We start from the raw sequence: 13,703 nt of genomic DNA, 5'->3' as shown, positions 1-13,703 counted from the left end.
TTTGTTGAAGTCATTTCGCGCCAAAAAAAATGCAGCGCCAATCGAGTGATTGTTCGCTGCATTCTTAGATCCTGTAAACTTAGCTAACCATTAAAATGGAGCTAGGTAAAACGGATTACCACATTAGATCATCTGGGATCACGAAGTCTTTGTACGGGTCATCTTCGTCTACTTCGTCTGTGCTACCTGCCTGCGTATCAACGATAGATTCTTCGTCGCGCATAGCAATCTTGTTCGCTACTGCTGTTGGAATAACAACATAGCTCTCGCCTTGACGAGCAATACTTAGAATGCCTTTACTTAGTTGCTTTTGAGTCAGCTCTTCTACGTAAAGATATTTAACTAGCGTACCGTCGGTGAAGTTGTATTTGATCTCACCGTTCTTCTGTTCGATCTTGTTCATCTCAATCAGTTGCTTCACTTGAGCTTTAATTTCTTTGCTCAACTGTTGTTCTTTCAACTGTTGGTTTAGCTCTTTGTCTTTCGCTTGCTGCGCCAGTTTAGTTTCTTCAGCTGCCGCTTTTGCTTCACGAGACTGAACGCGAGACTTTTTAGAGCCTTTCTTCGCCTTCTTTAATTTTTTCTCATTTACCAAGCCAGCTTTAAGCATCTGCTCTTGGAGTGTTAACTTTGCCATGACTTTCCCAGTTCAGGATTAAAAACGGCACTATCATACCTGTTTTTGAGGTTTCTGTTTACTGAACAAGAGTAAATTACAGAACAATCGCAAAATTTATGCTGATAGCTCTAAGCTGTGTCCATATTCCCTTCTTGTTGCTCACAACCTCCACTTTACCGCGACACACAGTTTTCACTTAAGCACGCCAATATTGGCTGTTCCACCGACTCGAAAGCATTAACTGACCCTATTATTCGCGCGCGTACCACTTATCATTCCGATAAGACAATATGTTAATTTTCAATGGTTAATCGATTTTATAAAACCTTGGCATATATCTCATATTTGAATAAATGCCATAGAGTTATAACTCCAATGTCATAACTCTTGACTACGTTATTCTAGACATCAATCAATAAGGATAACGTAAACGATGAAAACTCAATGGACTTGGTTAGCTGCACTTGTGGCATCCACATCAATCGCTTCGACCTCTGCGATCGCAGACACCGACGTGTATCTCACCAATAACACCAATCAAGTGATGACCATTCAAGCCAACCACACTGGTACCGACCTGCTTCAACTCGGTGATGAGTGGCAACAGCATGTTGAACAGATTGGTCCTTGGGAGACGAAGAAGCTGATAAGTTTCAACCGCTGGACTGGTGTGAAATCTGGGAAGACCTATGAGTTTGACACTGTGGTATCAAACGCTGTGGGCGAAAGTGTCACGCTCAACCAAACCATGAAGGGACATTGGTATAACTCGACACTGCAACATGGTTTGAGTGCCGCAGACGTCAACCTAACATTGCATGACGATCGTAATATTCATCGCAGCACAACCGATGCGTTCGGGGTCAATGCAGAGCTAGCCCTCAAAGCCGATTCTACAGCGCGCTATGATGATATTTATTACACCATCACCCCACCAAAAGTGGATGAGCAACCAGAGCCGGATGCCAATACACTCAAGGTCATGACTTACAACATCTGGGCGCTGCCTGCCATCGCTTCACATATTGGTGACCGCTATGACCTACTCCCTCAATATGTAAAGGGCTATGACGTGTTGGCGCTTCAAGAGGTGTTTGCTAACGGCAGAGATGAGTTCTTGCGTGAGCTTGCGAAAGAGTATCCTTATCAAACTAAAATGCTCGATAAAGATGGGATTAACATATACGACGGTGGTGTGATCATTGTCAGCCGCTATCCTATCGTTAATGAAGCGCAGTATGTTTTCCCTGATTGCACGGGCACAGATTGCTTTGCTGATAAAGGTGTTAACTACGCGGAAGTGATCAAGAATGGTCAGGCTTACCATGTTTTCGGTACCCAAACGGCATCATTCGATACGGACACCGCTCGTGATTACCGACAACGTCAATTCAAGCAGATGCGTGCACTGGCGCAGTCTCTGAATATCCCGGCATCAGAAACTGTGGTTTACAGCGGTGACTTCAACGTGAACAAGCTCAAGTTCCCAAGCGACTATCAACAGATGTTTGCTAACCTGCAGGCTGATGAACCAACATACTCAGGTTACACCGCTTCTACCTTTGACCCACGCATCAACAACTTTGCGGGAGAGCCTATGTCGGGTGGCGAGAACGTTGAGTATCTCGATTATGTGGTAGTGAGCTCAGAGTATGCCGCTAAAGCGCATAACTACAATCGCGTGGATGTCCCAAGATCAACAAGCAGTGAGTTATGGAAGCACTACAACCTTTCAGACCACTTCCCTGTTAGCGCCGTGATCAAGTAACTCGGTGAACCAATAATGCATCGAGTTATATTAATCCTAATGCTCGTCTTAACGGCGAGCATTATTTGCTATTCGTGGTCATCAAAAACGAACGAAACAGCGCTATCTTCTGCTCAACACACAGAACCTAAGCCGCGTGTTTCTACGACAACTAATGACGATAATTCCACGCCTACTGCAACCGCTAGTTCGGAAAACTCCGCATCGCACAGTAATCAAGCCCAAGCCGGAGCACTGGACGGTAAAATTCTTGCTGAAAACTTGAGTGAGCTTGAAGGCAAGGCTTTGTTCGATGAACTCGATGGGTTCTGGAAGCTTTGCCAACAACGCGATGACTGCGCAGAGCAACTCGCACGATTGAAATCAGAATTGCCGGCATATGGTTTGAGTTACTGAGCGACTATCCGCAGCTATCGGCTGACTGGCAATTAACACAAAGCACTATCCCACTTGAATCCATAGAGACTCTTGAAGATCGTGTTGCCTTATTCAAGCAATCTGCACAACAAGTATGGGGAGAGTTGGCCCACCAGCTATTCGCTGACCAGTTTGCTCATCTGGATTTTACGCTTGACGCTAACACCCTTGAAAAGAACGAAGCGAGCCAGTTTTTGGCCAACTATCAAGATTTGCTTAGTGAATGGCAAAACAATACGGGCACGTTAAACGCCGAAACACAGCTTCAAAAATATGAACTGGCAGTATCTTTGATACCCAACAGCTATAGCCCTGCTGAAGTAGCATCAGTCAAAGCCGACCTTCAAGATGCCTACTTAGATGAAGCGCAGGCCAGCAACATTGCCGCGCGAGAACAACAAGTCGCACAACAGCAACAAACCGTGATGAGTTATCACGAGCAACTGGATCAGCTCAAAGCGACCTTAGACTCTCAGCGCTCATCAAGTTATGCCACTTGGACTCAACAAGATTGGGACAGTTATTATCAACAGCAAGTCACCGATTTCAGGGAGCAGTTCTTTAGCAAGTAACGCCTTAACTTAAACCATCACGAAACTGAGCGGGCGTTTTATTGAGCCAACCTTTAAACGCCCTTCTGAAATTTGCAGGGTCGCTATAACCGAGCCTTTCACCGATGTCATCAATGCTCATGGTTGTGCCGAGTAATAGCTCTTTGGCCAGTTCCACTCGAACTTCGGTAAGCAATATTTGATAGCTGGATTCATGAGTAACCAGTTCTCGCCTGAGTGTACGAGAGCTACAACCAAACTCATCCGCAAGTTGTTCTATAGTCGGGAAACTGCCTGCGGTTTGATAAAAGATCGTTTTGATCTGGTTAGTCAGAAGGTGCTCAGAGTCCAGCGTTTCGACTATCGACTGGCAAGACGCAAGATAGCGCTTCAATGTCGCGGCATCATGAGTCAATAAGGTTTGCGACAAAACCGAGGCATCAAAACGCAATTCACAATGGCTCTGCTCAAAAACTACAGGGCACTGGAAACGGTCGTCATAGAGCTTGGCGTAATTGGGACGAGCATAAGGCAAAGCCAAAGTGTGAATATCCAACTCATGACCAGTCAGTTCTTTGAACAAAGAGACGATTGAACTCAAGAAATACTCGCTGCAGAAAGGAAGCAGATCGCCCACTTCCAAGGTGTTCTCAATCTGAATCACTGCTTGCTCGGTATCTAGAAACAATTTAACCGAGAAGATAGGCCCATTCAGGCGCAAATACTTGAAGCCCGACTTGATGGCCTCCCCGACATTTTGACTGGTCGATAGCGCATAACCCAACACACCAAAGTGGCTTAAGCTAGCGTGTTTTCCCAACCAAAGCCCTAGACCATCGTGAGGAAAACTCTGATTAGCCGCGCTAAACAACGAAAGCTTGTCAGCGTAAGTCAGTTTTCCATTCGGACCTCGCCAATCCATGTTCGGCAAACCCACATCATTGAGTAGCCTTTCAATATCGATACCTCGTTGCTCTAGCGTATTCAACAGCAGCGCGATATCTAATGTGCCCAACTGGTGCCTATGTCCGGTTGGCTTATACTCCGCGATAATCTCCAATCGTCTCTCCTTATATCGAGCCCATTCCCATCAACATGACTACTCAGCCTTAACAACACATGCTGACAAAATCGTGATTGGTAACGCGCTCTTGTCCGAATATGACCTCCAAATTCTACGCTACTCATCGCACAATGGCTTTAGTTGTTAAAATAATGTGAACCATCGCAATGATAAAAACCAACCCAGCCCCACACAGTTTGATTAATTCTAATGGTCAGCCGATCATTGGGCATTTCGATGGCATCCTTAAACACCTAAACATCGAGAACTTTGACTACCGAAACTCGATGGATTCAAAAGCAAACCCTTGGCAGAAGCACTTCCACTATAAGCAATTCCAGTTTGTCAGCATCGTCACCGACACACACATTATCGGCGTCGCTATCGCGGATATTCGCTACTTAGGCTCGGCATTTTGTTATCTGTACGACATAGAAAACAACCATCTGCAAGAGTCATCTTGGTTGAGGCCATTAGGGTTTGATAAGCATGTAACGCCTTCACCATTTGAAGGAAAGACAAGCATTGCAGATCAAAGCATTGCTTTCTATATCGAGGGCGGACAATGGCGAGTTCGCTTGAATACGAAATTCATCAAGGCCGATATTTCTTTAGAGCCTGAAACCGACAGCTTGCCCATGGCGATGTGCAGCCCAACGGGTTATTCAGGTTGGACTTACACCCAAAAGCACAATGCTTTGCGCATCAGCGGTGAAATCCAAATCAAGGGAGAATCACTCGTTCTCGAACAAGCTCGTGCCGGTTATGACTTTTCAGCGGGTTACATGAGACGTGAAACCAGTTGGCGCTGGGCAAGCATCAACACGCAATCCAATGGGACAGATATTGGCTTGAACCTCGCAGCAGGCGTCAATGAAACCGGAGGCTGCGAGAACGTTTTATGGATCAATGGAACTCGGCACTTACTTAACCCGGTACAGTTTGCGTTTAGTCGCCAAGACACCAATTTACCTTGGCAGATAACATCACAAGATGGACGTATAAACCTGACCTTTACGCCCTTAAATAATCGCAGCGAAAAGCTCAATTTATGGCTGTTAAAAAGTAACTTTCGTCAGTTCATTGGTCACTTTTCTGGCTCGATTGAAGACAACAATGGAGTGACACATCAACTCGATGGTGTTCTTGGCCTAACAGAAGATCACTTTGCTCGCTGGTAGCGAAATTTTGCTAACTGAATTTCAGGCGAGCAAGTCTAAGTAAACTTGATACTAAAAACGCGTATGGCGTCTCAACAAGGATAAAACATGAATATCGACGCATTAATCAATTACCCAGAATGGCTACTGCTGGTATTAGCGCCCTTGTTCGTGGTGTGCATGTTGGCTGAGTATTTTATCGGTCAGAAGCAAGGTCGACTGCCTGATAACTCCAGCTATAAGCTTTCAGAAGTGATGTGTAATTTCACGCTGGCGGGAATGCATCAACTCTCCGATTTGCTCACCGGGTTATTGGTCGTGCAGCTGTATCTCTGGATGTTTGGTTGGCGCTTAATGGACATTGAAATGGGCGTGCTGAGTTTTGTTGTATTGATGGTGTTGCAAGACTTTTACTATTACTGGTTCCACAGAGCAAGCCATCGTGTTCGCTGGATGTGGGCAGCACACGTGGCACACCACAGTTCAGAAAGCATGAACTTCAGTACGGCTTTCCGTCAAAGCTTAATGTATCCACTTGCTGGGATGTGGCTTTTCTGGATACCGTTGGTCATCATAGGTTTTGCCCCTAAGTGGGTCATCTTTGTGGTGCTTCTCAATCTAGGTTTGCAGTTCTTCGTCCATACACAATGGATACGAAGCTTGGGGCCACTTGAATACATCTTTAATACCCCTTCTCATCATCGAGTACATCACGGCAAAAACCCGCAATACATTGATAAGAACTACGCCGGCGTTCTTATTATCTGGGATAAGTTATTTGGTACATTCGAACCTGAAGTTGAAACTGTACGTTATGGCGTCACCAAACCCGTGAACAGTTTTAATCCGATAGTGGTCACCTTTCAAGAATGGAAGGCCATATTCAAAGATTTGAAGAACCGAGAGTTAACCATGAAGCAGAAAGTCCAGTTGATACTCTCGCCTCCATCGGATTAAACGGACGATAGACAGATTGTATTAACTAAGAAACCGCCTCAATTGGTTTCAAAACCTTCCCCACTGACTCGATTGAATAGTAAAGCACCGTTTTCCGACAATTTATTTGTGATCTGGGTTGCACGCGTACCGCATACTATCAGATACTGAACAAAACTAACCTTCAGCCACAGTAAACGTTCCGCGCTTGCTGTTCAGGAAATTCAATGAGTTCAGATAATCAGCCAACCTACTTCTTTTTCGATTACGAAACATGGGGCGTTAGCCCAGCAAAAGACCGTCCGAGTCAGTTTGCGGGTGTTCGTACCGACCAAGATTTCAATGTTATTGGAGAGCCTCTGGTTATCTATTGCCAACCTCCCGCTGATTACCTCCCTGCGCCTGAAGCTGCACTGATCACCCGTATCACACCACAAAAAGCGGCTTCACAAGGTCTTCCTGAACCTGAGTTTATCGCTAAGATCCATGCTGAGTTAGCGAAACCTAACACCACAAGCCTTGGCTACAACAGTATTCGATTCGATGATGAAGTAACGCGTTACACCTGTTACCGAAACTTCATCGACCCATATGCGTGGAGCTGGCAGAACGGCAACTCTCGTTGGGATTTATTAGATGTAATGCGCGCTGTTCACGCACTGCGTCCTGAAGGCATTGTTTGGCCAGAGAACGAAGAAGGTTACCCAAGCTTCAAACTGGAACACCTATCTGTGGCAAACGGCATTGAACACGAGAACGCGCACGATGCGATGGCCGATGTTATTGCGACCATCGAGTTAGCGAAGAAGCTGAAAGCTGCGCAACCTAAGATGTTCGATTACCTTTACAACATGCGTCATAAGCGTAAGCTGAATGATCTGGTTGATATCGTAAACATGACACCATTAATGCACGTTTCAGGCATGTTTGGCCGTGACTGCAACTACACCAGCTGGATTGTGCCTATGGCTTGGCACCCAACCAATCAAAATGCGGTTATCGTGGTTGATTTAGCCAAAGATCCAAGCCCACTGTTAGAACTGGACGCTGATGAACTCAGAGAAAGGCTCTATACCAAACGCAGTGAACTGGGTGAAGACGAACTACCCGTACCCATCAAATTGGTTCAGCTAAACAAGTGCCCTATTCTTGCTCCAGCCAAAACGCTAACGGCTGAAAATGCTGAAACCATCGGTATCGATCGCCAACAATGCCTGAAAAACTTGGCACTGCTGCGCGAACACCCAGAGATCCGCGAAAAACTGATCGGCCTGTATTCACAAGAGCGCGAGTACGAAAAGAGTGATGATGTTGATACACACCTTTACGACGGTTTCTTTTCACCTGCTGATAAAACAGCGATGAACATCATTCGCGAAACTGACCCGAACAACTTGGCGGCTTTGGATATCACCTTCAGTGACGAACGAATTAAACCGTTACTGTTCCGTTACCGTGCGCGTAACTTCCCATGGACGCTCGACGAAGCTGAGCAATTGAAATGGGCGAACCATTGTCGTGAGTTTTATGAGTGCCGTTTAGAAGAGTACATGCTCAACCTTGAAAACCTCGCGCACGAACATGAAAGCGACGAGAAGAAAATGGCTATCTTGAAGGCGGTTTATCAGTACGTAGAAAAGTTAGCTAGCTAATTCCATTATCAAGAGACGTAACACTTTGAAAGAAAGATTGATCCAACTGGTTTACTGCTTAATCTCCTTCACCTTAATCATAGGTGCACTTACAGCAGGTAACGCGTTACAGCACTTTTTGGATACCTCAATTCCAGGCAGTATTTTTGGCATGTTGATTCTGTTTGCCGCCATGGTGATTGGTATTGTTCCTTCGCACTGGGTACAGCCCGGTGCAAGCTTGATTATCCGCCTAATGATCTTACTGTTTGTTCCGATCAGTGTTGGGTTGATGGATCATTTCGACATGCTCATCGCGAACGCATTGCCAATTATGGCGAGCGCCGTTGGTGGCACATTATTGGTGTTAGTATCCTTATCATGGTTCTTAGACCGCTTGCTTTCGAGAGGTAACTGATCATGTGGATTCTACTCACCATCGTGGTATTCCTATTTGCTCGCTGGGTAAGTCAAAAAGTAAACTCGCCGCTGTGTAACCCCCTGCTTATGAGCATTGGTATCATCATTCCGATTCTCACGTTCTTTAGAGTACCGTTTGAGACTTACTATGCTGACAACACTTGGATTACCTACATGCTGCAGCCTGCGGTTGTTGCACTTGCTTACCCACTTTATGAGCAGCTACCTCAAATCAGAGCCAACTGGCGCATCATTACCTTTGCTTGCACGCTAGGCAGTGTGATGTCGATGACAACAACGGCAGTGATCGCAGTAGCATTTAAAGCGGACTTAACTTTGATTGCGAGCTTGTTAGGCAAATCAGTCACCACGCCAATTGCAATGGAAGTATCGAGCCATTTAGGTGGTGAAGCAGCGATTGCGGCAATACTGGTATTGATTGTGGGTCTATTTGGGGCAATTTTTGCTTACCCAATCTACAACCTCATTGGTATTAAGAGCCCGATCGCCCGTGGTTTAACCATGGGTACCGTGTCTCACGCTTTAGGCACCGCGACTTGTGCGGAAAAGAATCAGGAAGATGCAGCATTCAGTTCTTTGGCTCTTGTGCTTTGTGGCGTCATTACCTCAATCATCGCACCGAGTTTATTTTCGCTCGTGGTTTGGTTCTACTCTTAACCTAAACGATCACTACGCGATTCAGCCCAACCAGAATGCTGTTTATTACAGTGTCTGTTTGGGCTTTTTATTCGCATTTATTTAGCAATAGCAGTCAAGTCACGGTCTTTTACGAGCAATAAGTGCGATATCAGCTGTATAAATGGCTCTTGTAATCGATTTCAAGTGTGACCTCACTCTAATTATGCAAACCAATGTAACAACAACAATTCAATGATGATCTTTATCACAGAAAATTCCTGAGCAATGCATAAACTTAAAGCCTAAGGTCAATTAAGGATTCAACATGAACAGTCGTATTACCCTGGCGCTGGAAAGTGCTCCATCATCAATGAAAGCGCTTTTGAGTGACATCGTATTAGCAGACAACTTTGACGCGACATTGTCTCCAGAACAATTTGCTAGCCTACTGCAAGCAAGTGGTCTAGCGGATGACGAGCTACGTATTGCACTACTTCCTTTTGCCGCAGCGTATTCTTACGCTCCGTTATCTGACTTTTATGTTGGTGCAATCGTGCGTGGTTTGTCTGGTACTCTGTATTTTGGTGCAAACCTTGAAATCGCTGGTGCTCAACTTGGTCAAACCGTTCACGCTGAGCAATCTGCAATCAGCCACGCTTGGATGAAAGGCGAACTCGGTATCTCAGATATCACCATCAACTTCAGTCCTTGTGGTCACTGTCGTCAATTCATGAACGAACTGACAACAGCAAAAGAACTTAAAGTTCATCTTCCACAACGTGATGAAATGTCTCTGCAAGAGTACTTACCAGACTCGTTCGGCCCTGCTGATTTAGGTGTGACAACTGGCCTAATGACAAAGCTTGATCATAAGTACACGACCGAAGAAACAACGCCTATTGTTGTAGAAGCGCTAGCAGCACTAAACCGCAGCCATGCTCCTTACACCAAAAACCTAAGTGGTGTTTCACTACAACTGACGTCAGGTGAAATTTTTACGGGAGCTTACGCTGAAAATGCAGCGTTCAACCCGAGCCTACCACCTCTGCAAGTCGCGTTAATTCAACTTAAACTGGCTGGCTTCGATTTCGAACAAATTGAAAGTGCTGCTTTGGTTGAAATCGCAGAAGGTAGCATCAGTCACCTAGCGGATACGCAATCTACATTAGAAGCGATTAATCCCGACATTCCAGTGACTTACTTAGCAATCTAAGTACATCTTATTAACAAAAATTTAAATAAGCAGCCCTATTTAACAGGGCTGCTTTTTTTATGCCTGTAATTAAAGCAACAACTTGCGCAAACGTTTGCTTTTGTCATTGAAATAAGTATGATCACCCCGTTTTCAATCAATCGTTCAAAAGATCGGAAGGAATTTCTATGTTTGGTACTGCTACTCGTGAAAATGCTACTCGTGTACTTCTATTAGGTTCAGGTGAACTCGGCAAAGAAGTTGCTATCGAGTGCCAACGTTTAGGTTTGGAAGTTATTGCTTGTGACCGTTATGCAGACGCACCAGCGATGCAAGTTGCGCATCGTAGCCATGTATTAGACATGTTAGACGGCGATGCACTTCAAGCGATCATTGAACTAGAAAAGCCAGATTATGTGGTTCCTGAAATTGAAGCTATTGCCACCAGCAAGTTGGTAGAGCTAGAAGCGCAAGGCTTAAATGTCGTTCCAACTGCGAATGCGACCAAGCTAACGATGAACCGCGAAGGTATCCGTCGTCTAGCGGCAGAAGAACTAAAACTGAGCACTTCTCCTTACCGCTTCGCAGACACCTTTGAAGATTTCTCAGCCGCTGTTGAATTCGTGGGCATGCCTTGCGTTGTTAAGCCAGTAATGAGCTCTTCAGGTAAAGGCCAAAGCGTTATCAAAACAGAGGAAGACATTCAGAAGTCTTGGGACTACGCACAAGGAGGCGGTCGTACTGGCGCGGGTCGTGTAATCGTTGAAGGCTTCATCGACTTTGATTACGAAATCACGCTTCTAACCGTTCGTGCTGTCGACGGTGTTCACTTCTGTGCACCTATCGGTCACCGTCAAGAAGACGGTGATTACCGTGAATCATGGCAGCCACAGGTCATGTCTGACAACGCACTTAAAGCGGCGCAATACACGGCAGAGCAAGTGGTTAACGCATTAGGCGGTCACGGCATCTTTGGTGTTGAACTGTTCGTTAAAGGCGACCACGTGATCTTCAATGAAGTCTCCCCTCGCCCACATGATACTGGCTTGGTTACTCTGATGTCTCAAGACTCATCGGAATTTGCACTACACGTACGCGCATTTACAGGTATGCCGATCAAATCAATTACTCAGTATGGCCCTTGTGCCTCTGCCGTAATCCTTGGTCAAGGCACATCAACGAATATCCGCTTTGAAGGCCTTGCAGAAGCGCTAGACGCACCACAAACGCAAGTTCGCTTGTTTGGTAAGCCTGATATCGATGGTCGCCGTCGTTTAGGTGTGGCGCTTACTCGTCGTAACAGCACAGAAACAGCGATTGAAGATGCCATTGAGAGCGCGTCAAAAGTAAAAGTGATTTACTAACCTGCTATTCAATTCTGAACAATCACGAGTTCAAATCTGAACCATAAAAAGACGGGCTATCGAGCCCGTCTTTTTGTTGGTGTTATCTGTTCGCTTAACTAAGCAGACTGAACTTAAGCGTCTGACTCAATCAAATACACTTCTTCACAGAAGCGAGACAAGCCTTTCTTAGCAATCTTCGGATGTTCATCGTTCGCTATATCTTGATTCAACAATGTAATTTTGTATCCTGCAAACAATTGAGCAATCTCTAACTTAGGTACGCTAAACGGAGGCCCCGCCATCTCGCTTTGATCATAATCCAGAGTCACCAGAAGGATCTTACCGCCCGGTTTCAGCAGTTGTTTTAAGCGCTCTACGTACTGCACTCGCATCTCTTCAGGCAATGCGACTAAAGACGCGCGATCATAAATGGTATCGACAGGTTGGATTGGCGCTGAAAAGTAATCGCCCGTGTAGATGTTCAGTTCATCGAATTGGTAGAGCTCGTGCTGACCGCTAATTTGAGTCACAGTCGGGGTATAAAGGTGCTCTGCAAAAAATGCGCGAACCGCAATCTGGCTTAACTCGACACCTTGAACATCTTCATGCTTTGAAGCTAGCCAAATCAGATCTTCACTTTTGCCACAAAGTGGAACAAACACACTCTTCTCGTAGCTAGGCTCAGTCTTTTCCCAAAATTTAATCAGAAGTGGGTTTACATCTTCGAGGTGGAAACCAATTTGGTTGGCTGCCCATTTATTGTGCCAAAATTCAGGATTATTCATCTTTCGTTCATGTTAAACAGTCATAATGCAAGGGTACAGTATAGAGAGGTAAGAGCAACCTTAGCTTGGTTTAAAGTACTAAATTGATTTCGATAAAATCAGAAACTGGCTAAGTTCAAAGTTCTGATAATTGCGGAACTAACGGTTGGGTTATTTGGCTATATCTTCACATTTTAAAGCAATATTAAACGTTAGAATTGGTTTCTGTCTTAGCTAGCCTCATTTAATATGTAGTGAAATTAGTTAAGCTGTTTTTACTCTTGTGCGTTACTACCCCTTTTGACTACCCGTTTTTTGTAACCTTGTATTTTGGAGTTTGAATGAGTGTATTTCTCCGTACGACGGCCCTAATGCTTTTGGTATTGAGCCGAGCGCCTGCATTCGCAGCAGCACCTGTTTCAACAAGTTCAACAGATCAAACGCGCACTCCTGCGCAAAACCAAGTATCTTCAAACGTATTCCGTCATAGTTTGAGCGGCCTTTACGGCATCAAAGCCTTCGACTCACGCCCGACTCAGCCTTACACCGACTTCGATATTTTGTACAGCAAAGCGCATCAAGGCCAAGCTGAACTAGAAACTATCTGTAAAAGTACTGCCCTACTCACCAATTCTGAAGCGCTATTTGCTGGCGTTAAATCTCAAGCTCGCGCAGAAGAAAAAATCGCCCTTGAGCTTGATGGTGATGTGACAAAAATTACCGACTTAGCCCGTGCAACTATCATCGCGAACGATGTAGAGAGCTTGGTTGAAGTTTACGAAGCGCTAAGCCGTGAAGCAGACGTTGTTAAGCTGAAAAATAAGTTTAAATCGCCGGCTGACTCTGGTTACCGTGACCTTAACTTGTTGGTTCGTTTGCCTAAAACCAACATCATTGCAGAGGTTCAACTTCACTTAAAAGCGATTGCTGATGTGAAAAGTGGTCCTGAGCACGAGCTGTACGAAATTATCCAAGGTATTGAGCGTCACGCAATTGCAGAACATCGCCCAATCAACGATATCGAAGCGGCACAAATCAATAGCCTACGACGCCAATCTTTAGAGCTTTACCAACAAGCATGGCAACCGTACATTACAACGCACATTAAAGCGGCTTAATACATAGATAGGCTATTCCAATAAACATCACAAGGGCTGCACTCGCAGCCCTTTTTAGTACTTGTTGAGTAGCCTCTCC

General features: G+C 45.2%; 12 protein-coding genes and 1 pseudogene. 10 read left to right on the top strand and 3 right to left on the bottom strand.

The window, feature by feature from the left end; genetic code table 11:
• Nucleotides 1-115: 115 nt before the first annotated feature.
• The gene (locus AB4585_RS02950) at nt 116-637 is read right to left on the bottom strand and encodes a DUF2058 domain-containing protein (RefSeq protein ID WP_010441213.1); all 522 of its coding nucleotides are present in this window, start codon (nt 635-637) and stop codon (nt 116-118) included.
• A gap of 415 nt (nt 638-1,052) precedes the next feature.
• On the opposite strand from AB4585_RS02950, the gene AB4585_RS02945 reads away from it, so the two are divergent.
• Both AB4585_RS02945 and AB4585_RS02940 read left to right on the top strand, forming a co-directional pair.
• Entirely contained in the window at nt 1,053-2,387 is a 1,335-nt protein-coding gene (locus AB4585_RS02945) for a sphingomyelin phosphodiesterase (RefSeq protein ID WP_372169318.1), read from the top strand.
• Between the two features lie 39 nt (nt 2,388-2,426).
• A pseudogene (locus AB4585_RS02940) lies at nt 2,427-3,376 on the top strand (chromosome partitioning protein ParA).
• Between the two features lie 4 nt (nt 3,377-3,380).
• On the opposite strand, the gene AB4585_RS02935 reads toward AB4585_RS02940, so the two are convergent.
• A complete protein-coding gene (locus tag AB4585_RS02935) occupies nt 3,381-4,415 on the bottom strand; it encodes an AraC family transcriptional regulator (protein ID WP_372169317.1) in 1,035 nt (344 codons plus the stop codon).
• Between the two features lie 170 nt (nt 4,416-4,585).
• On the opposite strand from AB4585_RS02935, the gene AB4585_RS02930 reads away from it, so the two are divergent.
• The 7 genes from AB4585_RS02930 (at nt 4,586) to purT (ending at nt 11,760) form a co-directional block, all read left to right on the top strand.
• Nucleotides 4,586-5,599 (top strand): DUF2804 domain-containing protein, encoded by a 1,014-nt coding sequence (locus tag AB4585_RS02930; protein WP_017070924.1) that lies wholly within the window; start codon nt 4,586-4,588, stop codon nt 5,597-5,599.
• An 87-nt stretch (nt 5,600-5,686) separates the two neighbouring features.
• Nucleotides 5,687-6,535: a sterol desaturase family protein gene (locus AB4585_RS02925; protein ID WP_136974856.1), complete on the top strand. Its 849-nt coding sequence runs from the start codon at nt 5,687-5,689 to the stop codon at nt 6,533-6,535.
• Between the two features lie 206 nt (nt 6,536-6,741).
• Nucleotides 6,742-8,166, top strand: a complete 1,425-nt coding sequence (gene sbcB / locus AB4585_RS02920; protein ID WP_017070926.1) for an exodeoxyribonuclease I — start codon at nt 6,742-6,744, stop codon at nt 8,164-8,166.
• A gap of 25 nt (nt 8,167-8,191) precedes the next feature.
• Nucleotides 8,192-8,563 carry a CidA/LrgA family protein gene (locus AB4585_RS02915; RefSeq protein WP_004734867.1) on the top strand — a complete coding sequence of 124 codons (372 nt, stop codon included), beginning with the start codon at nt 8,192-8,194 and terminating at the stop codon, nt 8,561-8,563.
• A 2-nt stretch (nt 8,564-8,565) separates the two neighbouring features.
• Complete coding sequence (locus AB4585_RS02910) at nt 8,566-9,243, top strand: LrgB family protein (protein WP_372169316.1); 678 nt, start codon at nt 8,566-8,568, stop codon at nt 9,241-9,243.
• Nucleotides 9,244-9,529: 286 nt separating this feature from the next.
• Nucleotides 9,530-10,417 (top strand): cytidine deaminase, encoded by an 888-nt coding sequence (gene cdd / locus AB4585_RS02905; protein ID WP_017070927.1) that lies wholly within the window; start codon nt 9,530-9,532, stop codon nt 10,415-10,417.
• A 167-nt stretch (nt 10,418-10,584) separates the two neighbouring features.
• Nucleotides 10,585-11,760, top strand: a complete 1,176-nt coding sequence (purT, locus tag AB4585_RS02900; protein WP_372169315.1) for a formate-dependent phosphoribosylglycinamide formyltransferase — start codon at nt 10,585-10,587, stop codon at nt 11,758-11,760.
• Nucleotides 11,761-11,873: 113 nt separating this feature from the next.
• On the opposite strand, the gene AB4585_RS02895 is transcribed toward purT, so the two are convergent.
• On the bottom strand, nt 11,874-12,527 hold the full coding sequence (locus AB4585_RS02895; RefSeq protein ID WP_017065505.1) for a thiopurine S-methyltransferase: 654 nt from the start codon (nt 12,525-12,527) through the stop codon (nt 11,874-11,876).
• Between the two features lie 320 nt (nt 12,528-12,847).
• Here AB4585_RS02895 and AB4585_RS02890 point away from each other — a divergent pair, with 320 nt between their 5' ends.
• Entirely contained in the window at nt 12,848-13,624 is a 777-nt protein-coding gene (locus tag AB4585_RS02890; protein ID WP_017059130.1) for a RelA/SpoT domain-containing protein, read from the top strand.
• The last annotated feature ends 79 nt before the right edge of the window (nt 13,625-13,703 follow it).

The sequence above is a fragment of the Vibrio sp. 10N.222.49.C9 genome, assembly GCF_041474985.1.
GTDB lineage: Bacteria > Pseudomonadota > Gammaproteobacteria > Enterobacterales > Vibrionaceae > Vibrio > Vibrio crassostreae_C.
Note: the sequence above shows the minus strand (reverse complement) of the source record. Positions and strands in the feature narration are given on the sequence as shown.